At 72.6% G+C, this 23440-nt stretch carries 19 protein-coding genes and 1 tRNA gene; 12 read left to right on the plus strand and 8 right to left on the minus strand.

The features are described 5' to 3' along the window. Positions 1-481: 481 nt before the first annotated feature. From WN71_RS31900 to WN71_RS31915, 4 genes are all read left to right on the plus strand, one after another. Positions 482-2734 (plus strand): glutaminase family protein, encoded by a 2253-nt coding sequence (locus WN71_RS31900; protein ID WP_079178259.1) that lies wholly within the window; start codon positions 482-484, stop codon positions 2732-2734. A 226-nt stretch (positions 2735-2960) separates the two neighbouring features. Then, positions 2961-3749 carry a hypothetical protein gene (locus tag WN71_RS31905; RefSeq protein WP_240529833.1) on the plus strand — a complete coding sequence of 263 codons (789 nt, stop codon included), beginning with the start codon at positions 2961-2963 and terminating at the stop codon, positions 3747-3749. Between the two features lie 212 nt (positions 3750-3961). After that, complete coding sequence (locus tag WN71_RS31910) at positions 3962-5317, plus strand: COG1361 family protein (protein ID WP_052743253.1); 1356 nt, start codon at positions 3962-3964, stop codon at positions 5315-5317. Positions 5318-5391: 74 nt separating this feature from the next. Beyond that, positions 5392-6210 (plus strand): isocitrate lyase/PEP mutase family protein, encoded by an 819-nt coding sequence (locus WN71_RS31915; RefSeq protein ID WP_046592767.1) that lies wholly within the window; start codon positions 5392-5394, stop codon positions 6208-6210. Positions 6211-6217: 7 nt separating this feature from the next. On the opposite strand, the gene WN71_RS31920 is transcribed toward WN71_RS31915, so the two are convergent. Then, a complete protein-coding gene (locus tag WN71_RS31920) occupies positions 6218-7369 on the minus strand; it encodes a serine hydrolase domain-containing protein (protein WP_240529834.1) in 1152 nt (383 codons plus the stop codon). A gap of 92 nt (positions 7370-7461) precedes the next feature. Next, positions 7462-8151 carry a TetR/AcrR family transcriptional regulator gene (locus tag WN71_RS31925; RefSeq protein ID WP_338058713.1) on the minus strand — a complete coding sequence of 230 codons (690 nt, stop codon included), beginning with the start codon at positions 8149-8151 and terminating at the stop codon, positions 7462-7464. Positions 8152-8216: 65 nt separating this feature from the next. Between WN71_RS31925 and WN71_RS31930 the strand changes: the two genes are divergently transcribed. The 6 genes from WN71_RS31930 (at position 8217) to WN71_RS41595 (ending at position 12870) form a co-directional block, all read left to right on the plus strand. Next, on the plus strand, positions 8217-9908 hold the full coding sequence (locus WN71_RS31930; RefSeq protein WP_046592769.1) for an FAD-binding oxidoreductase: 1692 nt from the start codon (positions 8217-8219) through the stop codon (positions 9906-9908). Positions 9909-9979: 71 nt separating this feature from the next. Beyond that, positions 9980-10816, plus strand: coding sequence for an alpha/beta fold hydrolase (locus WN71_RS31935; RefSeq protein WP_240529835.1), 837 nt, complete (start codon positions 9980-9982; stop codon positions 10814-10816). Next, positions 10813-11325 (plus strand): GNAT family N-acetyltransferase, encoded by a 513-nt coding sequence (locus tag WN71_RS31940; RefSeq protein ID WP_046592771.1) that lies wholly within the window; start codon positions 10813-10815, stop codon positions 11323-11325. The genes WN71_RS31935 and WN71_RS31940 overlap by 4 nt, the downstream gene beginning before the upstream one ends. 73 nt (positions 11326-11398) lie before the next feature. Then, a tRNA-Met gene (locus WN71_RS31945) sits at positions 11399-11473 on the plus strand. A gap of 108 nt (positions 11474-11581) precedes the next feature. Then, positions 11582-12097: a putative immunity protein gene (locus WN71_RS31950; RefSeq protein WP_046592772.1), complete on the plus strand. Its 516-nt coding sequence runs from the start codon at positions 11582-11584 to the stop codon at positions 12095-12097. Between the two features lie 113 nt (positions 12098-12210). After that, a complete protein-coding gene (locus tag WN71_RS41595) occupies positions 12211-12870 on the plus strand; it encodes a hypothetical protein (RefSeq protein WP_046592773.1) in 660 nt (219 codons plus the stop codon). A gap of 87 nt (positions 12871-12957) precedes the next feature. Here the strand turns inward: WN71_RS41595 and WN71_RS31960 are convergent, their stop codons facing one another. Next, positions 12958-13617, minus strand: coding sequence for a TetR/AcrR family transcriptional regulator (locus WN71_RS31960; protein ID WP_046592785.1), 660 nt, complete (start codon positions 13615-13617; stop codon positions 12958-12960). 148 nt (positions 13618-13765) lie between these two features. On the opposite strand from WN71_RS31960, the gene WN71_RS31965 reads away from it, so the two are divergent. Both WN71_RS31965 and WN71_RS31970 read left to right on the plus strand, forming a co-directional pair. Further along, a complete protein-coding gene (locus WN71_RS31965; protein WP_079178260.1) occupies positions 13766-15154 on the plus strand; it encodes an MFS transporter in 1389 nt (462 codons plus the stop codon). Between the two features lie 11 nt (positions 15155-15165). Next, the gene (locus WN71_RS31970) at positions 15166-16944 is read left to right on the plus strand and encodes a glycoside hydrolase family 3 protein (RefSeq protein ID WP_046592774.1); all 1779 of its coding nucleotides are present in this window, start codon (positions 15166-15168) and stop codon (positions 16942-16944) included. 447 nt (positions 16945-17391) lie between these two features. Here the strand turns inward: WN71_RS31970 and WN71_RS31975 are convergent, their stop codons facing one another. The 5 genes from WN71_RS31975 to WN71_RS31995 all read right to left on the minus strand — a co-directional run bounded on the left by WN71_RS31975 (position 17392) and on the right by WN71_RS31995 (position 23351). Further along, positions 17392-17736 carry a hypothetical protein gene (locus tag WN71_RS31975; protein ID WP_046592775.1) on the minus strand — a complete coding sequence of 115 codons (345 nt, stop codon included), beginning with the start codon at positions 17734-17736 and terminating at the stop codon, positions 17392-17394. Positions 17737-18048: 312 nt separating this feature from the next. Then, positions 18049-18567: a DUF1203 domain-containing protein gene (locus tag WN71_RS31980; protein ID WP_046592787.1), complete on the minus strand. Its 519-nt coding sequence runs from the start codon at positions 18565-18567 to the stop codon at positions 18049-18051. 165 nt (positions 18568-18732) lie between these two features. Then, the gene (locus WN71_RS31985) at positions 18733-20241 is read right to left on the minus strand and encodes an APC family permease (RefSeq protein ID WP_240529836.1); all 1509 of its coding nucleotides are present in this window, start codon (positions 20239-20241) and stop codon (positions 18733-18735) included. Positions 20242-20365: 124 nt separating this feature from the next. Beyond that, positions 20366-21718, minus strand: coding sequence for an aminotransferase family protein (locus WN71_RS31990; protein WP_046592776.1), 1353 nt, complete (start codon positions 21716-21718; stop codon positions 20366-20368). A 154-nt stretch (positions 21719-21872) separates the two neighbouring features. Beyond that, complete coding sequence (locus WN71_RS31995) at positions 21873-23351, minus strand: aldehyde dehydrogenase (RefSeq protein ID WP_071369900.1); 1479 nt, start codon at positions 23349-23351, stop codon at positions 21873-21875. Positions 23352-23440 lie beyond the last annotated feature (89 nt).

A 23440-nucleotide genomic window follows, 5' to 3' on the forward strand; every position in this document is an offset into this window, starting at 1 on the left:
CTGTCAAGACGTCAGGTGAAGTCTGTGTCAGCGGACTTGGGATGCGCGCAGGTGGGCCGCGCGGGAGGGCTTGAAATCGCTCTCACGAGGGCGGCCTCGACGCGGGTTCCGACGCTCCGCATTTCCTGAACTCCCAGGTGAGAGCGGCAACTTGAAGCCCACGAGGGTCTGTCCGTAACCTCCGGGAAATACTCGCGTTCCGCGGTCTAGACATGACAACCGGCCTGTGTTGTCATCGTCCTGCTCGTCTTTCCATCGTTATAAGCGATCCTCGACGAAGCTCAGCGATCCGCCTCTGCCGTGTGGTCGATGCCGGGGCCTTCGCGCCGCTTCCATGGCTCCCACCAGCAAATCGACGGACCCGTCCCCGTGTCTCCGGCCCGTCCGTCAGCGTCCGGCCCGTCCGCCGGTGCCCGGCCCGTGCCCCACGCGTCCGGCCCGTCCCCCACCCCCGCCCGAACGGCTCCTCCAGGAGAACCGCATGCCCCGAAGGAACGACAACTCCGAGCTGCCCTCGCACCCTTCGCCCACCCCTGGCTCCCCGGCCGAACCGGGCGTCCCCGCTCGAAGACTCAGCCGCCGCGGTCTGATCCAGTGGACCGGCGTCGGCCTCGGCGCGGCGGGGGCCGGCCTGCTGCCGGGCATCGCGCAGAGCGCGCAGGCCGCCACCTCGCCGGAAGCGACGGCGGTGCCCGCCTCCTTCACCAGCGGGTCCGCCGGGACGGCCGCCGCCGCCTTCGACCCCATCCGGCCGCCCTCCGTCCCGCTCGCCGTCCGCTCGCCCTACCTGAGCACCTGGCTCAACGCCGATCTGCCGAACGGTCATTGGCCGGTCTTCTGGACGGGCCACACCACCGCGATGACCGGCGTCATCCGGGTCGACGGCACCAACTTCCTCTTCCTGGGCGCCCCGAGCGTCGCCGACCACCCGCTCTCCCGCGGCGCGGTGCAGCGTTCGCTGACCATCACCGCGACCCGCTCGGCGTTCGTCTTCGAGGCCGGCGGCGTACAGCTGGACCTGACGTTCCTCTCCCCCGTCGAACCGGGCGACCTGCGCCGCCAGTCGATGCCCCTGTCGTATCTCGTCGCGGACGTGCGCAGTGCGGACGGCAAGGCGCACGACGTCTCGCTGTACTTCGACATCTCCGGCGAGTGGGCCCACGGCGACACCGGAACGAAGATCGGCTGGGACCAGGAGCAGCTGTCCGGCTCCGGCGGTACGACGGTGACCTCGCTGCACTTCGCCCCGGACAGCCCGGGTGTGCTCAAGGAGCACGGCGACATGGCCTCCTGGGGAACGGTGGTGTGGAGCGCCACCAACCGCCCGGGGCTCAGCTGGCAGATCGGCTCGGACACCGCCGTCCGTGCCACCGCACTGGGCGGGCAGGCGCTGGCCGACTCCGCCGACACCCGACAGCCGCGCGCCATCAGCGACAGCTGGCCGGTCTTCGCCTTCCGTTTCGACCTCGGCAGCGTCCGCGGTACGACCCGTTCGCTGCTGTCGGTCGGGCATGTGCGCGAGCCCGCGGTCGGCTACCTCGACGAGCAGTTGCCGCCGCTGTGGAAGTCGTACTGGTCGAACTGGCAGGAGATGACGGCCTACTTCCACTCCGAGGCGAGCGCGGCGCAGAAGCGGACCGCCGCCCTGGACCACAAGGTGCGCACGGAGGCGACGGCCGCCGGCGGGGCCAAGTACGCGGCCCTGTGCGCGCTCGCCCTGCGACAGGCGTACGCGGGAACCGAGTTGGTCAGCCGCAAGGGCAAGCCATGGGCGTTCCTGAAGGAGATCTCCTCCGACGGCAACGTCTCGACCATCGACGTGACCTACCCCGCCATGCCGGTGTTCCTCTACCTCGACCCGGAGTACCTCGGCCTGCTCCTCCAACCGCTCTTCGAGTACGCGGAGAACGGCGGCTGGCCCAAGACGTTCGCCGAACACGACCTGGGCTCCAGCTATCCCAACGCGAGCGGGCACAACGACGGCAACGAGGAGGACATGCCGGTCGAGGAGTCCGCCAACATCGTGCTGATGACCGCCGCCTACCTGGCGCGCAGCAGCACCGCGACGGCCGCCGCGTTCGCCTCCGCGCACTACACGATCCTCAAGCAGTGGGCCGACTACCTGGTGGACAACGCCCTGGACCCCGGCTACCAGAACCAGACCGACGACTTCACCGGCTTCATCGCCCACAGCGCGAACCTCGCCCTGAAGGGCATCGTCGCCATCGGCGCCATGGGCAGGATCGCGACGGCGGCGGGCCACTCCGCCGACAGCGCCCACTACGCCGGTGTCGCCCGCGACTACATCGCCCAGTGGGTGGACAAGGCCCAGGACACCGACAAGGACCATCTCAAGCTCGCCTACGACCAGCCGGGCACCTGGAGCCTGAAGTACAACGGCTACCCGGACGCGCTGCTCGGGCTGAACCTCGTACCGCGCGAGGTGGCCCAGCGGGAGGCCGACTGGTACCTGTCGCAGGCGAACCAGTTCGGCGTCCCGCTGGACCTGCGGCACAGCTACACCAAGGGCGACTGGGAGATGTGGACGGCCGCGTGGCTGCGTGGCCATCCGGTCAGCGACCTGCTGATCTCCTCGCTCTACCAGTTCGCCCACACCACGCCCTCACGGGCGCCGTTCAGCGACTGGTACGACACGGCGGCGAACACCCAGAGCGGATTCCAGGCGCGTCCGGTGGTCGGCGGCGTCTTCGCGCTGCTGAGCCTGCGCGGATAGCGGCCACCGCAGGGACCGGGCACCTGCCGGCACCGACTCGGTGCCGGCAGGTGACTGCAGGGTGCCTGCGGGTGCCTCCGAGCGCAGGTACGTGCCGGGGGCCGGCGACCGCTCCACGGACGCCGCTGCGACGGGTACGGTCTTCTCCGGCAGCTGCGGGTACGGGGGCGGCGGCCGGCACCGTGCGGGGCCGGCGGCCGTCGGGGGTCTGGGGTCTGGGGGGCACGTGTCGTTTCTGCGTCGCATACGGTCGGACCTGAGCACGGGCAAGAACCTCGAGGTCTACGTCACGATGGCCGTCTCGGGGGTGCTGGCCGTGCTCGGCGTCGTGGGCACGGTCTCCATCCCCGTCCTGATGGCCGCCACACTGGCCACCCTCACCCTGCTCGCGGGCAGCGCGCTGGGCACCCGCCGCCATATCGACGACCTGAGCCAGGAGTTGCGGCAGCGCGGCTCGGACCAGGTCCCCGCCACGAACTATCTCTCCGCCGACAGGCCCGGCCTGCCCGCGGAGGTCGCCACCGCGCAGGAGATCCGCGTCATGGGGGTGACCCTGGCCCGCACGCTGCGCAACCTCTACAGCGTGCTGGAGGAACGCGTCGCCGCCGGGGCGCACGTGCGGATCGTCCTGATCGACCCCGAGACCACCGCACCCCTCGAAGCGGCCCGACGCAGCACCGTCTCCGACCGGCCGGACATGTTCGAGAACCGGGTGCGGCCCTCGATCGACCTGCTGCGCGTCCTGGCGGCCGGGTCGTCCGCGGCCGGGCGGGTCGAGGTGCGGCTGGTGCCCTTCGTCCCGGCGTTCGGCCTGGTCGTCCTCGACGGCGGCGGCGCGGCGGGACGCCTCTACCTGGACCTGTACTCCCACAGTTCCGCCAACGGCGACGCGGTCCTGCGTCTCGTGCCGCATCGCGACGAGCCCTGGTTCGGCCACTACCGAGCCGAGTTCGACCGGGTCTGGGAGCATTCCCGGCCGGTGGGGCCTGCCGACGGGTTTCCCGGCCGACACTGAACTCGGCTGGCGTCCTGTTCGGTTGTGCCGTCCGCCTGCCGCTGCACGCCGCCCCGGCCCCGTCCGGATCCGGCCGACCCGGCGGCCGGATCCCGTCGGCGGCGCAACCCCCGGGCGTTCCCACGGGTCCCAGCTGACGCACAGCGCACGGACATACGGATGCACGGGCATCCCGTCGGCGGGGCAGGCCGGGCGCGGGAAGGGAGACGTGCATGAGCGAGGGTCTCGCGCGGTCCAGGCCGGTGCGACTCGCCGCCGTACTGCTCGTGCTGCTCTCCCTCGGGCTCACCGGGTGCACGGACGACGACGAGCGCACCGCCGGCCTCACCCTCACCGCCCCGGCCCTGCACTATCTGCGCCCCCACGGCGACAAGAAGGGCATGGCGGACGCGCCGGCCCTCGTCGTCGCGGCCACCGGACCGGACGCGGAGGGCGCCCACCCGATCGTCGTCGAGGTCGCCAAGGGGTCCGAACACATCGTCCGGCTGCGCGAGTCGGTGGCGTCGGACTGCACCGGCAGCGCCACCCGCCTCGTCTGCCTGCTCGACCGCGGCCCGCAGCCGCAGACCCGCGTCCCGCTCGCCGCCGTGAAGGGCGGCCGCATCGGCGACACCGGCCGGATCCGGTTCACGTACAAGAGGAGCGACGGCAACCAACTCACCACCCGCACCGACGTCGTCGTGGGCGAACCGGTCCTGGAGGTGCTCAAGACACCGGCCCGGAAGGACCTGCGGCCCGGTTCGGCCTTCACTGCACCCGTCGCGGTACGCAACACCGGAGAGGTGCCGGTCCTGGGCCTCGGCCTGCAACTGTCCGCCCACGGCGTCGACTTCGCCGAGCGGTACGCCAACTGCCGCTATCCGACACCGCCCGCGCGCGCCGCCGTATGCCGGTTCGCCGGTCTGCGGATCGCGCCGGGCCAGACCGTCGTCGTCCTCCCGGCCATGCGCCTGCGCGCCTCGAAGACAGGGATGTACGGGGACTACACCGTGCAGGCGTGGCCGCTGGACGTGGGCACCACGCAGGAGAACGTCTACGCGAACGCCCCCGCGAGCGGTGACGGACCGACCCTCACCGCGGGCGTCGAGGACGGCGTCCGCGGCACGTTCACCCAGGGCGTCGTCGGCACCGACCTGTCCATCGACACCACGGCCGACTACCAGGTGACCGGCGCCGACCTGCACGGAGCCCCCGGCAGCCGGCGCACGCTGCGCCTGACCGTGCGCAACAACGGACCCGGTGATCCGGGCTACTCGTCCGAGCTGGTCTTCACCCCGCCCCCGGGCTCCGGGGTGGTGAAGGAGCCGATGCGGGAGACCGACGTGGACTCCTACGAGCCGTTCTGCGACAGCACGGACGGCACCTACCGCTGCCCCATGGACAGGCTCGCCCCGGGCGACTCCCGCACCTTCACCTTCACCCTCCGCCTGGGCGAGCCCGCCGAGGGCACGGTGCGCGTCGAGGACATCCGATCCCCTGATACGGAGGGAACCGACCCGCCGGGCCGCACCGGCCGCCGCGATCCCGACCCCGGGAACGACCGGGCCACCGTCAGGGTCCTGCGGTAGGGACGGCGGACGCGTCGACCTCGACGTCGGATTCCTGCCAGAACCCGGGCGGCGGACGCTGTTTGACTGTGCGTATGACTTCCCCGCAGCCGGACCAGACCCAGCTCTTCCGCTCCCTGCACACGGCCGCCGAGCCGCTCCTGCTGGCCAACGCCTGGGACGTCGCGAGCGCCCGCGTCATCGAGGCCGCGGGTGCCCGGGCGATCGCGACGACCAGTGCCGGGGTGGCCTGGTCACTGGGCTCCCCCGACGGCGACACCCTCACCCGCGAGCAGGCGCTCGCGCTGATCTCGCGTATCACCGCCGCGGTCACCGTCCCGGTCACCGCCGACATCGAGGGCGGGTTCGGGCAGAACCCGTCCGAGGTCGCCGACACCGTCACCGAGGTGATCTCGGCCGGGGCCGCCGGGGTCAACATCGAGGACGGCACCCGGCCGCCGGAGCAGGTCGCGGCACGGCTGGCCGCCGCCCGAGCGGCCGCCGACCGGGCGGGCTCCGGACTCTTCCTCAACGCCCGCGTCGACACCTACCTGTTCGGCCTCGGCGCCGAGGAGACCCGGCTGGAGGACACCCTGGGGCGGGCGCGCGTCTACGTCGACGCGGGCGCCGACGGCGTCTTCGTCCCCGGTGTCACCGACACGACGACCATCGCGGCCCTGGCCAAGAACATCTCCGCCCCACTGAACGTCCTGGCCGGTCCGGGCGCCCCGTCCGTCGCCGAGCTCTCGGCGCTCGGCGTGGCCCGGGTCAGTCTCGGGTCGAGCGTGGCCGAGGCCGCGTACGCCGTCGCCCGCCGCGCGGCGCAGGACCTCTTCACCGGCGGCGGGTACGACGCCCTCACGGACGCGGTCCCGTATCCGGAGCTCAACGCGCTGCTGGCCGGGCCCCGTTGACCCGCGCTCAGTCGTCGATGGCCTGGTAGACGGCGGTCCACAGGTCCTGCCACATCGGCAGCCTCTGGTCGCCCGCGTGCGCCCGCTGCATCATGAAGATCGCCGTCATGTCCTCGGCGGGGTCGTTGTACCAGGCCGTGCCGTAGAAGCCCGGCCAGCCGTAACTGCCCACCGAGGGACCCAGATGCGTACGGCGGGTGCGGACCGACATCCCGAAACCCCAGCCCATGGAGTCGAAGTACCCCGGCCAGAACCCGGAGACCGCCTTCTGCTCCGGGGTCAGGTGGTCGCTCGTCATCAGCGTCACCGCCGGCCGTGACAGCACCCGCCGGCCACCGCGCCGGCCGCCCGCGAGCAGCGCCGAGGCAAAGGCGAGATAGTCCTCGGCGGTCGAGACCAGGCCGCCGCCTCCTGATTCGAACACCGGCGGCCGGGTGAACCGGCCGCCGGGGCCGTCCTCGACGACCGCCCGGCCGTCGGCGCCGTCGTCACGCTCGTACGCCGTCGCCAGCCGGCCGGTGTTCCCGCCGGCAACGCTGAAGGCGGTGTCCTTCATGCCGAGCGGTTCGCAGATCCGCTCGCGCAGGGCGTCCCCGAAGGACCCGCCCGTCGCGCGGGCGATCAGCACGCCGGTCACGTTCGCGGCGGTGTCGTACATCCAGCGCTCGCCGGGCTGGTGGACGAGGGGAAACCTGCCCAGTCGGCGCGCCCACTCGTCCATCGGCGCCGGGCCGAGCGCGTCCAACGCGTCGGCGATGGGCACCGTCCCCGGCTCGGCGGGGACCATGCCGGTGCCGAGGGTGCCGGTCAGCAGGTCCCGCGTCGTGATCGGGCGTCGCGCGGGGACGGCGTCGTCGAGCGGCCCGTCGACATCGGCGAGCACGGTCATGTCCGCGAGTTCGGGCAGCAGGTCGTCCACCGGGTCGTCCAGGCGCAGGGTGCAGTCCTCGACGAGGGTCATCGCGCAGGCCGCCACGAGCGGCTTGGTCATCGAGCCCAGGCGGCAGACGGTGTCACCCGCCATCGGCGTCGCCGAGCCCGCGCCCTCGAACGCGAGGGTTCCCGTCGCCTCGACGTGCACGTGACCGTGCCGGGCGAGGACGGCGACCATGCCGGGGACGAAGCCGGAATCGACCTGCCGCTCCGCCAGCTCCCGCACCCGAACCAGTCTCCTGGAGGAGAACCCACCGGCTGTCACCCGTCTCCTCCTCGGTCTCGGCCCGTTGGCACGCTACACGCGGGGCGCCGCGCTCACGCTCCCGAAGGCGGCGCGTCGGGGTACAGGACCGCGAAGATCCGGCGGAACCGGCGGATCATGTCCTCGGCGGTCTGCTCGGGATGGTGGTCCCACCAGGCCACCGCCGCGCCGACGTTCCCGTACCAGAGGTGCGTGGCGAGGTCGGCGTCCAGCGCCTCGTCGTCCCCCGAGAAGCGCAGGACTTCCGCCACGCCGACCGCGCCCAGCCGGTTGAGTTCCCGCCGGTGGACCGTGGCCGCGTCACGGAGCGGGCCGTCGGCGGGCAGGGTGGTGTCGTAGACCAGTGCCCACTCGTGCACCCGCGACTCCAGCGCGCGGAAGACGGCCTCCAGCGTGCGGGCGGCGCGGGTGATGTCCGACGGCCCCTCCTGGGCGGAGCGCACGGCTGCCACGAGCCGGGAGCCCGCGCGGTCCAGGCAGGTGAGGTACAGGCCGTCCTTGGACGTGAAGTACTCGTAGATCATCGGCTTGCTGATCCCAGCCCGCGCCGCGACGACCGCGGTCGAGCCGCGCGCGTAGCCCCTGCGTCCGAACTCCTCCGCCGCCGCGTCCAGGATGAGTCGCTCCCGCTCCTTGCGGGGCATCCCCTTGGTTCCCACGGTGCGTGCGGATCGCGCCGCGCTCGCCGGTCCCTCCGTGGTTGCCGGTCCCACCGCGTGCTCGGGGTTCGCCTGCTTGCTCATGGTGCCACCCTATGCCAATCTGACCGCTCGGTAACTTACCTCGCGTTCAGATCGGTGGTGCGGCAGTGGGCGGCAAGACGCGTTCATGGTGGGGATGGGGAAACGTCGAGGACGCGGTACGCGGGGCGGAGCGCGAGGAACTCACCCGCCGCAGCGCCGCGTTGCTGCCGGACGCGGACCTGACGGTGCACCGGCCCCCGCCCGTCGAGGCGTTCGGCGTCGGGGCCGCCCGCGTCCGGGCACCACGCTCCCTGGAGCCGATCGTGTCGTACGACGTACGCGACCGGCTGGCGCACGGGCACGGCCAGGCGTTCCGCGATGTGGTGCGCGCCCTGCTGGGCCGGCTGCCCCATGTGCCCGACCTCGTGGTGCGCCCGGCCTCGGAGCATCAGGTGATCCAGGTGCTGGACTGGTGCACCGAGGCGAACGTCGCCGTCGTGCCGTTCGGGGGCGGCTCGTCGGTCGTCGGCGGTGTGGAACCCCGCACAGGCGACGACCACGCCGGAGTGGTCAGCCTGGACCTCACGTCGATGAACCGGGTCCTGGAGGTCGACACCGTCAGCCGCGCCGCGCTGGTGCAGGCGGGCGTGCTGGGACCGCATCTGGAGGAACAGCTGCGGCCGCACGGATACACGCTGCGCTTCTTCCCCCAGTCCTTCGAGTTCTCCAGTCTGGGCGGCTGGCTGGCGACGCGGGCGGGCGGTCACTTCGCGACCGGTCCGACCCATGTCGACGATCTCACCGAGTCGTTGCGCGTCGTCACCCCGAGCGGGGTCGTCGAGAGCAGGCGGCTGCCGGGGTCGGGCGCCGGACCGTCACCGGACCGGCTCTTCCTCGGCTCGGAAGGGACGCTCGGCGTCATCACCCAGGCCTGGATGCGGCTCCAGGAACGGCCCCGGTGGCGGGCCGGCGCGTCGGTGTCCTTCGCCGACCACGAGGCCGGCGTGCGGGCGGCGCGCGCGCTCGCGCAGTCGGGGCTGAACCCGGCCAACTGCCGCCTGCTGGACCCCATGGAGGCGCTCATCAACGCGGGGTCGGCCACCTCGGTCCTGGTTCTCGGATTCGAGTCCGCCGACCATCCGGTCACGGCCTGGATGGAACGGGCGCTGGAGCTCGCGCAAGACCACGGCGGTGTCCTGTCGGAGCCGCCGCGCCACTCCGACACCTCGGCGGGCTCCGGTGGCTCCGATCACCCCGGCGGCCCCGGCGGCGGTGCGGGCGGCCGCGGTACGGCGGCCGACACCTGGCGCTCGTCGTTCCTGCGGATGCCGTACCAACGGGACGCCCTCGCGGCCCAGGGCATGATCGTGGAGACCTTCGAGACGGCGTGCACCTGGGACCGGTTCGACGCGCTGCGCGCGGCGGTCGGCTCGGCCGCCGAAGACGCGATGCGCCAGGTCGGCGCCACCGGGGTCGTGACGTGCCGCTTCACCCATGTCTACCCCGACGGCCCGGCACCGTACTTCGGTGTCTACGCCGCGGGGCGGTGGGGCAGGACCGTGGAGCAGTGGGACGAGATCAAGGCCGCGGTCTCCGAGGCCCTGATCTCCCACGGCGCCACCATCACCCACCATCACGCGGTGGGCCGCGACCACCGGCCCTGGTACGACCGCCAACGGCCCGACCTGTTCGCCGCCGTCCTGCGGGCGGGCAAGTCCGTCCTCGACCCGGCCGGGATCCTCAACCCCGGGGTGGTCGTCGACCCCGTACCCGGCCGCGCCCGCCGCCCCGACCTCCCGATTCCCCTCGACCGGTGAATCCGCGACTTGACAGGTGAATCCGCGACCCGAAAAGCTGACCGTCCAGTCGGTATGAACGGAGCCTGATGATGGCCGAGTTGAGCATCTCCACCCCCGCCGGCGTGTTCGACGCCACCACGGCGGGACCGCCCGAGGGCCGCCCGGTCCTGCTGCTGCACGGCTTTCCGGAGACGAGACTGGCGTGGCGGCACCAGATCAAGGCGCTGGCCGCGCAGGGCTACCGCGTGGTGGCACCCGATCAGCGCGGCTACTCCCCGGGCGTTCGGCCCGAACGGCCGGAGGACTACCGCATGAGCCTCCTCGTCGAGGACGTCGCCGCCCTCGCGGACGCCCTCGGCTGGACGTCGTTCGACCTGGTCGGCCACGACTGGGGAGGAGCGGTCGCCTGGTGGACCGCCGACGCCCACCCCGGCCGCATCCGCACCCTGACCGTCGTCTCGACCCCGCACCCCGGCGCGCTGGCCGACGCCCTGCGCACGGACCAGGACCAGCAGGCGCGGTCGTTCTACATGCGTGACTGGCGCGAGACGCCCGCCACCGAGAACGCCATGCTGGCCGACGACGCCGCCGTGCTCCGGTCCCTGTACGCGGGCCCGGTCCCGCAGGCCAGCGCGGACGCCTATGTCCGGCACCTGTCCCGGCCGGGCGCACTCACCGCGGCCTTGAACTGGTACCGCTCCGGCCGCCCCGAGCGCGCCATCGGCACCATCGCCGTACCCACGCTGTACGTCTGGAGCACCCAGGACACGGCGTTCGGCCCCACCGCCGCGCGGGAGACCGGGCAATGGGTCAAGGGGCCGTACCGCTTCGAGACCCTTCCGGACATCAGCCACTGGATCCCCGAGGAGGCACCGGAACTCCTGAACGGCCTGCTGCTGGAGCACCTGGGGACGGAACACGAGTGATCGTCACGGAACGCCTGCGGTTGCGCCCGCTCACCGAAGCCGACGCCGACTGGTGGGTGCGTCTCCATTCCGACGGCGAGGTCAACCGGTTCGTCGGCGGCTACACCCTCGACCAGGCCGCCACGCGCCTGCGCGACATCCAGCGGCAGTGGACGGGGCGCGGGCACGGACTGTGCGCGGTCGAACTGCGCGGCACCGGCGAGCCCATCGGGCGCTGCGGCCTGAACTGGTGGGAGCAGTTCGGCGAGACCGAGATCGGCTGGACCTTCGCCCGCGCCCACTGGAAGCGGGGCTACGCCACGGAAGCGGCCCAGGCCGTTCTCGCATGGGGCTTCGGTCCGCTGGGGCTCCGTCGGATCACCGCCATGATCCACCCCGACAACACCGCTTCGGCCGCCGTCGCCAAGCGCCTCGGATTCACGGCGCTGCGCGAGGACACGGTCCTGGACCGCCCCTGCACCGTCTACGCCCTGGCCCGGGACGACTACCTCGCTCCTGGCCCGCGCTGACCACAGCCGACCCGCGGTCCTCACGAAAATACCGCGCGCGGGCCGCCGCCATCGCCTACGCTGGTCCTACCGACGCGGGGTGGAGCAGCTCGGTAGCTCGCTGGGCTCATAACCCAGAGGTCGCGTGGTTCAAATCCCGCCCCCGCTACGACGATCCGGCCCCTTGCGCCTCAACGACGCAAGGGGCCGGAGCCGTTCCGCCCGCCGGTCGTCAACGGGAACCAGCCGTGGGGCCGCCGACACGCAGGACCGAAGAATGATCCTCCCGAAGGTCAGGGACCCGCGCTTCGTGACGATCCGCCGCGGCGGGAGCCTCACCGACGCGGATCACCATCTCCTCGCCCTCTGGGCGGCGGACTGCGCGGAGCACGTGCTCCCCCTCTTCGAGGCGGCCCGGCCCGAGGACCCACGACCGCGCCGGGCGATCGAGCACGCCCGCGCGTGGGTCCGGGGCGAGGTCGGGATGATGGAGGCCCGCGCGGCGGGCGGCCACGCGATGGGCGCGGCCCGCGCCCTGCGGGGCGCGCCACGACATGCCGCCTACGCGGCCGGCCAGGCCGCGGTCGTCGCACACGTCGCCGCGCACGAACTCGGTGCGGCCGCCTACGCGATCAAGGCCGCACGCGCTGCCGCACCGCCGGACGAGAGCCAGGCCTCAGGCCGGCGCGAGTGCCGCCGGCAGCGCGACCGGCTCCCGGAGGCGATCCGCGCGCTCGTGCTCGACGACCAGAGAATGCGCAACGAGATCTGCTGGTCGGTGTTCGACTGCTGAGCCGGGCTCCCCCGGCCGCTGGTCAACCAAGACGGTTCCGGATCAACCCCGTGAGTGATCGCCGGGTCGCGCGATGGCGAGGCGGGGGCGGCGATCATGGGTAGGCTGGCTTCATGATCGTACGGGGGCGCAGGGTCAGGTGGGTCGTGGTGTCGGCGATGGTTGTGCTGGCCCTGACCGGGTTCTCCTCGGGGCGGGGGCACTCCGGCCGCAGTCGACACAGCGGCGTCGGGAGCGGGAGCGGGGGCGGCTGCAGCAACTCGCGCCAGGACCACGACAGTTCGTCCTCCGCGTCGGGCGGCGGCGGATCATCCGGTGGCGACTCGTACGAGGGTTCGACGAGTCGGCCGTACGACGATACGCCGAGCCGCTCGTCCGACGGCTACGACTCCGGCTCCGGCTCCGGGGCGAGTACCGGTGGCGGCAGTGCTGCGACCCGCACCCGGCCCACGCACCGCGCAACCCCCACGGCATCCCCCTCCGGCGGCACGGCACGCCCCCTCGACGACGGTTCGGCGGTGCTCGTGCACTGCGCGAGCGTGGCGGATCCGTACGCGACGGTCGTGGTCGAAAATCCGAACGGACGCAAGGGCACCTTCACCGTCTCCGTCACCTTCCAGGACAGCCACGGCCGCACCCTGACGACCGGCACCGGGCGGGCGCTCGTGCCCGCGCAGGACGACACGACGATCCGGGTGGCCGTCACCGCCACGGCGGACGTGGAACGGATCAGTCACTGCGTCGTCGCCCCGAAGGCCACCGCCGAGCGGTGACGGACCGGCCTCCGGCCGCGCCCGTCGTACGTCGGCGCGGGCGGCCCGGCGGAGTTCACCGGCCGTCGACGGCCCACGCCGCGTGCCTCAGGGGCGCTCGGGCATCCCGGAGCCGTCCGTGGTCAGCGAGCGGAGCAGCCGGTCGAAGTAGGTGCGCAGGCGGCCCACCATGTCGTAGGTCTCCGGGGCGAGCGCCCACTGGAGTTGCAGGCCGTCCATGATGGCGACCGTTTCGGTGGCGACGGCCTCGCAGTCGGTGTCGGGGGCCAGTTCGCCGCGCTCCACGGCGGCGCGCAGCGGCACGGTGGCGTAGTCGATCACCTCGCGATAGCGGCGTACGAAGTGGTCGTGGGCGGGGTGGCCCGGATCGCCCGCCTCGGCGGCGAGGGTGTTGAACATCATCGTGCGTCCGCGCCGGGCGGCGTTGTGGGCGGCGAGGTCGAGCAGCACGGTGAACGCCTCCGCGGCCGAGCGGGGCTCGCGGGAGAAGAACCGCTCGCGGTCCTGTTCCTCGCTGTGGCGCAGGACCGAGACCAGGAGGTCCTCCTTGCCGCGGAAGTGGTGCAGCAGGCCGCCCTGGGTGATGCCGACCTCCTTGGCGATGCGCGCGAGCGACGAGGCGTGGAAACCCCACTGCGCGAAGTGCTCCACGGCGGTGTCGAGGATGCGTGCGCGACGTTCGTCGCCCACCGCGTAGCTGCCGCGCGGCGCGGATCTGCGGGGCTTCGGGCCCGGGGTGCGGTCCATGACGATCACCTTAATCCGCCTTCCGGCAAGCCCTCGGATGGTGTGATTCAAGCCACTTACGAAAACCTATCACCTACTCGGTTTTCGCGTTTACGGTGTCGTCGCCGGGTGGGCAAGGAAGCCACCCCATCCCCTCTGGAGAGCCGCCATGGCCGTTGTTCCCGACGCCGTTCCGGATGCCGAAGCCGCCTCGGCGGTCCAGCCGGCCGACTCACCACCCGCCTCGACGGGCCCCTCCGCCGGCTCCACACCCGCCTCGGCGGTCCCCTCCGCCGGCTCCACACCCGCCTCGGCGGTCCCGTCCGCCGACCCCGAACCCGCCTCCGGGCGGCTCGTTCTCGGCCTCGCCCTCGCCCAGTTCGGCGTGATGCTGTCGCTGCTGACACCCGTGATGGTCACGCTCGCCCTGCGGGTCGACCAGATCGTTCCCAAGGACGAGCGCGGGACCGCGCTCGGGCAGGTGCTCTCGCTCGGCGCCGTCCTGGCGCTGATCGGCAACCCGGTCTTCGGCTCGCTCTCCGACCGCACCCGGGTCCGCTTCGGGCGCCGCCGCCCCTGGCTCGTCGGCGGCATGGCCGTCGGCCTCGCGGGTCTGCTCGTGGTCGCGGTCGGCGGCAGCGTCCCGGTGCTGCTGCTCGGCTGGGCGCTGGCCCAGCTCGGCGGCAACGCGGCACTCGCCGCGACCGTGGCCAGCATCCCCGACCTCGTGCCCGCCCGGCAGCAGGGCAAGGTCTCCGGCCTCGTCGGCGTGACGACCTCCCTGGCGATGGTCGTCGGCACCCTGCTGGCCAACGCCCTGCACGACCGGCTCGCCCTGGCCTTCGTCGTGCCGGGCCTGTTCGGACTCGCCGGCACGATCTGCCTGGCCCTCGTGATGAAGGACCGCCCCGCCGCGCCGGGCGCCTTCGCCCCCTACAGCCTGCGCGAGTTCCTGCGCTCCTTCTGGGTCAGCCCGAAGCGGCACCCCGACTTCGCCTGGAACTTCGCCGGCCGGTTCCTCGTCTTCACCGGCGTCTCGTGCGTGACCAGCTACCAGGTCTACTTCCTCATGGACCGCCTCGGCTACAGCGAGTCGGAGGTCTCCGGGAAGGTGGCCGTCGGCACCGTCGTCATGGTGGGGGCGGTCATCATCGGCTCACTGCTCGGCGGCACGCTCTCCGACCGGTCCGGCCGACGCAAGCCGTACGTCCTCGGCGCCTCCCTCGTCCTGGCCGTCGGCCTGCTGCTGGTGGCGCTCGCCCACAGCTTCTCGCTCTTCCTCGTCGCCGTGGCCGTCTTCGGCTTCGGCGAGGGCCTCTATCTCTCGGTCGACGTGGCACTCGCCGCCGCCGTCCTGCCCAACCCCGAGGAGTCCGCCAAGGATATGGGCGTCCTCAACATCGGCAACGCGCTCCCGCAGTCCCTCGTCCCGATCCTCGCCCCGGCCCTGCTCGCGATCGGCGGCGGCGACGAGAACTACGGCGCGCTCTTCCTCTTCGGCGGCGTCGCATGCGTACTCGGCGCGCTCGCCGTCCAGTTCATCCGCAGCGTCAAGTGAGGTACCCCAACGTGAATGCCGCCCCCAAGGTCCGCGACGACGGCCACCCGTACCAGAACCCCGAACTCCCCGTGGAACAGCGGGTCGAGGACCTCCTGTCGCGCATGACCCTCACCGAGAAGGCCGGTCAGCTCTTCCACACCATGCTCGCCATGCACGCCGACGGCTCGACGGTCGAGAAGGGCGACCCGAGCATGGTGCCGATGGACACCACGGGCCTGCTCCAGGACCAGTATCTGACCCACTTCAACCTCCTGGGCACCGGCGACCCGGCCGCCATGGCCCGCTGGCAGAACACCCTCCAGACGATGGCGGCCGAGACCCGCCTCGGCATTCCGGTCACCCTCTCCACGGACCCGCGCCACGCCTTCACCGACAACGTGGGCGCCTCCTTCAACGCGGGCGCCTTCTCCGCCTGGCCCGAGCCGCTCGGCCTCGCCGCCCTGCGTGACCCGCAGCTCGTGTACGCGTTCGCCGACACCGTCCGACGCGAGTACCTCGCGGTCGGCTTCCGCGTCGCGCTGCACCCCCAGATCGACCTGGCCAGCGAGCCCCGCTGGTCCCGCCAGAACGGCACCTTCGGCTCGGACGCCGCACTCACCTCACGACTCGTGCGCGCCTACGTCCGCGGCCTCCAGGGCGAACGGCTCGGCACCAAGTCGGTGTCGGCCATGGTCAAGCACTTCCCTGGCGGGGGTCCCCAGAAGGACGGCGAGGACCCGCACTTCCCCCACGGCAAGGAGCAGATCTACCCGGGCGGGATGCGCGATCTGCACCTGGAGCCCTTCAAGGCGGCGATCGAAGCCGGCTGCGCGCAGATGATGCCGTACTACGGCCAGCCCGTCGGCACCGACTGGGAGGAGGTCGGCTTCGGCTTCAACAAGGACGTCGTCCAGTCGCTCCTGCGCGACCGGCTCGGCTTCGACGGCATCGTCTGCACCGACTGGGGCCTGGTCAGCGACGCCGAGATCTTCGGCGAGGTGCACCCGGCCCGCGCCTGGGGCCTGGAGTCACTGCCGGAACTGGACAAGGCGGCCCGCATCCTGGAGGCCGGCTGCGACCAGTTCGGCGGCGAGGCCCGCCCCGAACTCGTCGTGGAACTGGTCGAGTCGGGCCGTGTCCCCGAGTACCGGCTGGACGCCTCCCTGCGCCGCGTCCTGCGCGAGAAGTTCGTCCTCGGCCTCTTCGACGACCCGTACGTCGATGTGGACAGGGCCGCGGAGACCGTCGGCCGCGCCGATTTCACCGAGGCAGGCGAACGCGCCCAGCGCCGCTCGCTGACCGTGCTGACCAACTCCCGCCACACCCTGCCCGCGGCCGCACGCCGCAAGCTCCACGTCGCGAACGTACAGCCCGAAGTGGCGAGTCTGTACGGCGATGTGGTGGACGATCCGGCCGACGCCGAGCTGGCGGTGCTCCGGCTGCGCACCCCGCACGAACCCCGCGCCAACGTGTTCGAGTCGCTCTTCCACTCCGGCCGGCTCGCCTTCACCGAGGAGGAACTGGAGCCGATCCTCGCCCTGTTGGACGCCGTCCCGACGGTGGTCTGCATCAACCTGGAGCGGGCCGCGGTCATTCCGGAGATCGCCGAACGGGCGGCGGCGCTGATCGCCGACTACGGGGCGAGCGACGCCGCCCTGCTCGACGTCGTGTTCGGCCGGGCCACCCCCGAGGGCCGGCTGCCGTTCGAGCTGCCGAGCTCCATGGCGGCCGTCGAGGCATCCCGCCCCGACGTGCCCAACGACACCGAGAACCCGCTCTTCCCGTACGGAGCCGGGCTCAGGCTCTGACGGTCACGGAGCGCGGCGGCGGCCGCGACCGGCGGGCCCGCACCGGTTGTCGCCGGGCAGTCTCACGGCGACAACCGGGTGGAACGGGCCATACCCGTCCCGCGAGGGTCGCGGCTGCCTGCCGAACCACTGACCTCACGCGAGCGGGGTCGGACGTGCGGCCCGCCACCGACCGAGTGCCGGTTCCTCGCCATTCCAACCCACGAACGGCCGACGAATCTCCGCGGCCGACAGATGGTCACCGGCCGAACGCGTCCTCGACGGCTCGGGGGCCTGGTGGGCGGGGTTCCACAAACGCGCCCGCGCCACCGGGGCGTGCCGTGCCGCCGCCGGCGGGCTCTTCGTCGTACCGCTTCGACCACGAAGACATCAGCACCGTGCGGCCCGGTGCCTCCCGGGACGCGAGTGCCGCGGAGGGGCGGGCCGGCCGCCCCGGCCCGTGGTCGTCTACGCCTGCAACAGCCTTCGGGTGAGTTCCCGGTACTCCCGCAGCGCGCCCCGGAGTTCGGCGGAGTCCGTTTCGGGGTCACGGCCCTGCCAGCCGGCGCGCAGGGCCTGCCGCGCCTCGGCAAGAGCCTTCGCGAGACCGGCGGCGGCCTCGTCGAAGGCGCCTTCGGCCTCCTCCAGCGCGCCGAGCGGTGTGTCGGTGAACGTGTTCACGGCATGTCCGAGGCGGCGCACGATCTCGTCCCGGTCCTTCGGGGCGAGCAGTGGCTCCGGCCCGGTGGTGCGGGAGGCGCCAGGACTCCGGGGCCGGTCCGCGGGCTGCTGGGCGCGTGTCTGGTCGTACATCGTCGTGTGTACCGCTTTCGTTCGCGATGTCACCGCCTGGAGGCGCCGTTCGCCTTCTCGACGGCCCGCTTCAGGCTTCCCGGGACCGCTCCGCCCTGCCCTCCGTGCCCCTTGGCCGTGCTGCCAGTCAACGTCCGGGGACGGTCCATGTCAACGCGGCGTCCACCCGCGCGCCGTGGGCCGCGGGGCGCCGACCCGCACGGTTCCGGATATCGCCCTGCCAACGGAGTAGGGTGGAGGAACGGGTCCCACGACCACCTCAGTGCACCCCGGGACGCCGTCCGGCGATCGCGGGACCGGACGCGCCCCCGGCTACGGAAGCGGCCGCTCCGGTCGTCGTACCTCGAAGTGGAAGCAGCCGTACTCCAGGGCGCGCACGTGCACGAGCACCACGTCCGGGTCGCCGAACGCCTCGTCGAAGGCCGCGTCGAAGCCGGCCGTGGGCTCTTCCGGGATCTCCAGCAGGCGACCGCCGGCGATACGGCCCCGGGCGTCGTAGCGGCGCACCGTGCGCAGGGCGCCGGGCCGGTCGAAGGGGTAGCTGTCGCCGGAGGCGAACCCGCCGCAGTCGTCGGCGTGGATGAAGACGGGGCCCTGTTCGTCGTACGCGCCCGGGGCCGCCCCCGTCGCGGCCGCCCAGCGGCGCAGCGGGGCGTACGAGACGAGAGCGATCCGCTCGCCGGACCGGATGGGGGTCAGGCAGCAGCGCAGCGGCGAGCCCTCGTCGTCGCGGGTCGCGGAGTACGGGACGCACGGTCGGCCGGCGTCGTCGGCGACCCGCAGTTCCTTGAGGGTGGCCGGGTCGATGGGGAGCACGGTGTACCTGGTCATGGACCCATGCTGGCCGGACGCGCCGGTGCCCGCTGGCAGGAAACGGACGTCGTACTGGTGTCCGGTCACACGGCGGCGCGGCCTTCGCCCGGGTACGGGGCCGGGCGAAGGCCGCGATGACGCGGTGGGGCAGCCCGGCGCGGGGCCGGGATGGATCTGGTGGGCTCAGTCGGTCTCGCCGGGAGCCGTACGCGCCGCGCCGGTGGCGGAGAAGCCGCCCGCCACGGCCATGCCGGCGGCGCCGACGAGCAGCAGCACCGCGACGGTGCCCAGCGTGAACGCCTCGAACGCCCCTCGCGACACGCCCCACACGTCCTGGAAGTCGTAGGAGATGCCGAAGAGATGCTCGATGACGCCCGGGAACAGCGCCGACCACGAGCCGACGGCGATCCAGGCGTAGACGAGCCCCGCGCAGACCAGGAATCCGGGGGTGCCCAGAGGCACTCGGTACGGCCGTACGACGTCGGGGCGGCGCAGGCGGAGCAGGACGAGGGACGGGATGATCACCAGGTAGGACAGCAGCAGGGTGGTGACCGCGACGGTCAGCACCACGGAGAAGACGGCGGCGGCATCGCCGTCGGCCAGCCACATGGCGGCGAGCATGAACACCGTGGCCACGGCGCCGGACAGCAGGTTCGTCCGCACCGGGGTGCCCAGGCGGGGGTGGAAGGCGCCGAGCGCGCGGGAGAAGAAGCCGCCGTCGGCCGCCGCCATCGCCTGCATGCGGTCGCTGACGATCATCCAGGCGCTGCCCTGGGTGAGCAGGGCGAAGACGAACATCACCGCGGTCGCCTTCAACAGGGGCCCGGCGGCGGGGCCGTAGACGCCGAAGACGAGTCGTGCGCCTTCCATGAACCCACCGATGCCGGTGACCTTTCCGGCGGGTACGACGGCGAGGATGGCCACCACGGGAAGCAGGTAGCAGGCGGCGGCGATCGCGGCGGAGCGGCCGAGCGCGGCGGGCACGTCCCGCTGCGGGTCGTCCATCTCCTCGCCGGCGGCGTTGGGCGCCTCGAAGCCGACGTAGGCGAAGAGGAGGACCGGCACGAGGCCCAGGAACCCGGCGGTCGTCGGCGCGAAGTGGGCGCCGTCCAGGCCCTGGAAGCCGTGCCGCAGCCCGTACGCGACGGCGGTGCCGGTGAACAGGGCGAGGGCGAGGACCTTCACGGCCGCGCCGGCCGTCGTGATCCACTTGCCGCGGCGCAGGGACACCACCGCGGTGAGGATGGCCACCCACACGAACAGCAGCTTGAAGGTGTAGTCGGCGACGGTTCCCGAGCCCAGGTGGAACACGAACCCGTCCCAGGTCTCCGCCGCGATGAAGACGAGGGAACCGCCGAGCCAGATCGGGTTGGTGACCCAGTACAGCAGTGTCGTCAGCGCGGCCGCCGGGCGGCCGAGAGCCAGCTTCACCCAGACGTAGGGGCCGCCCTCCTGCGGGAACGCGGCACCGGTCTCGGCGAACAGCAGGGCGTAGGGCACGAGGAAGAACACGGCGATGACGGCGGTCCAGGTGGCCGCTTCCCCGCCGCCGGTGGCGATCTGGCCGACCGTGTCGAAGGAGATGACGGCGGCGACGCCCATGGCGGTGATGTCGAAGCGTTTCAGGCTGCGCTGGAGAACGGTGGTGTCGGCGGCGGCGTGCTGGTCTGATGTCGAGATCTTGGAGGACACAGGCAGTTCCTGGGGAGGTGGGCGGACTGCGGAAGAAGGGCGTGCGGGCGCTTCGGCGGTGCGGGGTCCGTGTCACATCGCGCCGGGGAGGCCCGGGTCGGGGCCGGGCCTCCCCGCGAGCGGGTCAGGCGGCGCGGATCTCGCCCGAGGGGTCGGTGCGCTCCAGGACGCCGCGCAGCGCCGCGGCCGCTTCCTTGGCCTCGCCCTCGGTCATGATCAGCGGCGGGGAGAGCACCAGGCTGTGCGCGGAGTCACGGACGATCACGCCGGTCTCGCGGCGGATGACGTCGTGGGGCATGCGCTCCGGGTGCAGCGGCAGCGGGATACGGGTGTCGCGGTCGGCGACGAGTTCGACGGCGAGCATCATGCCGACCGAGCGGATCTCGCCGACGATCGGCAACTCGCCCAACTGCGACTCCAGTTCGCCGTGCAGGTAGGCGCCAATCGTCTTGGCGCGGCCGAGCAGGCCCTCCCGGTGGATGATGTCCAGGTTGGCGAGGGCGACCGCGGTCGCGACGGGGTGACCGTTGTAGGTGTAGCCCATGGGGAAGCCGTGCTCGCGCAGCAGCACCTCGGCGACGTGGTCGCCGACCAGGAGCGCGCCGAGCGGGACGTAGCCGGAGGTGATGCCCTTGGCGGTGACGATGATGTCCGGGGTGACGCCGAAGTGCTGCGCGGCGAACCACTCCCCGACCCGGCCGTAGGCGGTGACGACCTCGTCGAAGATGAGCAGGATGCCGTGCCGGTCGAGAACTTCGCGCACGCGCGGCCAGTAGTCGGCCGGCGGCACGAGCATCCCGCCGACGCCCATGATGGGCTCGCCGATCATCGCGGCGATGTTGTCCGGACCGATCGCCGCGATCCGCTCCTCCAGTTCACGGACGAGGAAGTCGGTCGGGTCCTCGCCGCCGTACAGCTCGTCGCGGTAGGGCCACGGCGGGGTGAGATGCGAGACGTGCGGCATCATCGGGGCGAACCCCTCGTGGTAGACCGGGAATCCGGTCGCCGAGCCGCCGCCGTAGCCGATGCCGTGGTACGCCTTGTCGCGGGCGAGGATCCAGGTCCGGCCGGTGTCGCCGCGCCGGTGGTGGTAGTAGCGGGCCATCTTGATGGCGGCCTCGTTGCCCTCGGAGCCGCCCGAGGTGAAGTACACGTGGTTGAGGGGGTCGGGCGCCATCTCGGCGAGGCGCGCGGCGAGTTCGATGGCGGGCTCGTTGGAGAACTCCCAGAAGCTGGTGAAGTACTCCAGCTTCGCCATCTGCGCGTGGGCGACGTCGGCGAGTTCGGTGCGCCCGTGCCCGATCTGGGCGAGCCACAGACCGCCGGTGGCGTCGAGGTAGTCGCGGCCCTCGGTGTCGGTGAGACGACAGCCCGAACCCGAGGCCATGACCACGCGTTCGGTCCAGGTGCCCGGCAGGTAGGGGTGGATGATGTGGGCCCGGTCGAGATCGGCGAGCCGTTCGGAACTGTGGGTCATGGTGTCGTACGTCCTTTGCGGTGCGGGTGCGGAGCTGCGGCGGACCGCGGATGCGGGTCGGCCGTGGACCGCGGTTGCGTGAGTGGGTGGATGGCTCGCGGGCCGGCCCTGGACGGTGTTGCGTGACCGCGTGGGCGGCGGCGCGTGCGGCGGCTCAGCCGTAGGCGATCCAAGTCGTCTTCAGGCCCGTGTACTTGTCGAAGGAGTGCAGGGAGAGGTCGCGGCCGTAGCCGGACTGCTTGAACCCGCCGAAGGGGGTCAGCGGGCTCAGCGCGTCGACGGTGTTGACGGAGACGGTGCCCGCGTGCAGGGCGTCGGCGACGCGGTGGGCGCGGGCCAGGTCCCGGGTCCACACCGAGGCGGCCAGGCCGTAGGCGGAGTCGTTGGCCAGCCGGAGCGCCTCGGACTCGTCCTGGAAGGGCAGGACGGTGAGGACGGGGCCGAACAACTCCTCACGGACCAGCGGGGCGTCGGGCTTGAGTCCGGTCACGACGGTCGGGTCGAGGAAGGCGCCGGCGCGGGCGGGCCGGCTGCCGCCGCACACCAGGGTGCCGCCGGAGGCGTGGACCGCGTCGAGGATGCGGTCCACCTGGGCCTCGTCGACGAGAGGGCCCAGCCGGGTCGCGGGATCGAGCGGGTCGCCGGGCTGCCAGGCGCGCGCGTGCTCGGCGACGCGCGCGGTGAACTCCTCGGCCACCGAGGCCTCCACCAGCAGCCGGGTGTTGGCCGAGCAGACCTGCCCGGAGTTGTAGGCGAAGCCCCACGCGGCGCGCTCGGCCGCGGCCTCCAGGTCGGCGTCGGCGAAGACCAGGTTGGGGCTCTTGCCGCCGGCCTCGGGCCAGACCTGCTTCAGGTTCGACTCGGCGGCGTACGCCAGGAAGCGGCGGGCCACGGCCGTGGAACCGGTGAACACCAGGGTGTCGACGTCGGGGTGGAGGCCGAGGGCCCGGCCGGTCGTCTCCCCCGGTCCGGTCACGACGTTCAGCACGCCGTCCGGCAGACCTGCCTCGGCGGCGAGTTCGGCCAGGCGCAGGGCCGACAGGGGGGACTGCTCGGCGGGTTTGAGGACGACGCTGTTGCCGGCCGCCAGGGCGGGAGCCACCTTCCAGGCCGCCAGGTCCAGCGGGAAGTTCCAGGGCACGACCGCGCCGACGACGCCGAGCGGCACCCGGCGCACCAGGGCCAGATTGCCGGGCGGTACGGGGGCGGCCTCGTCGTAGAGCTTGTCGCAGGCCTCCGCGTACCAGGCGAGGACGCCGGCCGCGCCGGGCACGTCGGTGCCGTGGGACTCGGCGATCGGCTTGCCCATGTCGAGGGTGTCGTAGAGGGCGAGCTCCTCGCCGTTCTCCTCGATGAGGCGGGCGAGGGCGAGCAGCACCTTCTTGCGGTGGGCCGGGGCCGCGCGCGACCACCGGCCGTCCTCGAACGAGGTGCGGGCGGCGCGGACGGCCCGGTCCACGTCGGCGGCGGAGGCCGCCGCCACCTGCGCGGTGGTCCTGCCGGTGGCCGGGTCGACGGTCGGGAACCAGGTGTCGTCGGCCGGGTCGCGCCACGCGCCGTCGACGAACAGGCGGGTGGGCGGGGCGAGCCGGGCGGCGCGCTGCCGCCAGTGGGACTGCGGGTGCGTGGTCATGCGGAGAGCCTTCGGATCGCGTCGGTGGGAGACGGTGCGGTGCAGACGTGGGCCGTCGGGATCGCGGCGGTCGGTGTACGGCGGCGGGC

Source organism: Streptomyces mangrovisoli (assembly GCF_000974985.2).
GTDB classification, from domain to species: domain Bacteria; phylum Actinomycetota; class Actinomycetes; order Streptomycetales; family Streptomycetaceae; genus Streptomyces; species Streptomyces mangrovisoli.

Bases quoted from the DNA above. Each gene is read 5' to 3' on its own strand.
- WN71_RS31950 (WP_046592772.1), top strand. From the start codon at position 11,582: ATGATCCTCCCGAAGGTCAGGGACCCGCGCTTCGTGACGATCCGCCGC.
- WN71_RS31915 (WP_046592767.1), top strand. From the start codon at position 5,392: ATGACTTCCCCGCAGCCGGACCAGACCCAGCTCTTCCGCTCCCTGCAC.
- WN71_RS31910 (WP_052743253.1), top strand. From the start codon at position 3,962: ATGAGCGAGGGTCTCGCGCGGTCCAGGCCGGTGCGACTCGCCGCCGTA.
- WN71_RS31935 (WP_240529835.1), top strand. From the start codon at position 9,980: ATGGCCGAGTTGAGCATCTCCACCCCCGCCGGCGTGTTCGACGCCACC.
- WN71_RS31995 (WP_071369900.1), bottom strand. From the start codon at position 23,351: ATGACCACGCACCCGCAGTCCCACTGGCGGCAGCGCGCCGCCCGGCTC.
- WN71_RS31960 (WP_046592785.1), bottom strand. From the start codon at position 13,617: ATGGACCGCACCCCGGGCCCGAAGCCCCGCAGATCCGCGCCGCGCGGC.
- WN71_RS41595 (WP_046592773.1), top strand. From the start codon at position 12,211: ATGATCGTACGGGGGCGCAGGGTCAGGTGGGTCGTGGTGTCGGCGATG.
- WN71_RS31965 (WP_079178260.1), top strand. From the start codon at position 13,766: ATGGCCGTTGTTCCCGACGCCGTTCCGGATGCCGAAGCCGCCTCGGCG.
- WN71_RS31900 (WP_079178259.1), top strand. From the start codon at position 482: ATGCCCCGAAGGAACGACAACTCCGAGCTGCCCTCGCACCCTTCGCCC.
- WN71_RS31980 (WP_046592787.1), bottom strand. From the start codon at position 18,567: ATGACCAGGTACACCGTGCTCCCCATCGACCCGGCCACCCTCAAGGAA.
- WN71_RS31990 (WP_046592776.1), bottom strand. From the start codon at position 21,718: ATGACCCACAGTTCCGAACGGCTCGCCGATCTCGACCGGGCCCACATC.
- WN71_RS31925 (WP_338058713.1), bottom strand. From the start codon at position 8,151: ATGAGCAAGCAGGCGAACCCCGAGCACGCGGTGGGACCGGCAACCACG.
- WN71_RS31975 (WP_046592775.1), bottom strand. From the start codon at position 17,736: ATGTACGACCAGACACGCGCCCAGCAGCCCGCGGACCGGCCCCGGAGT.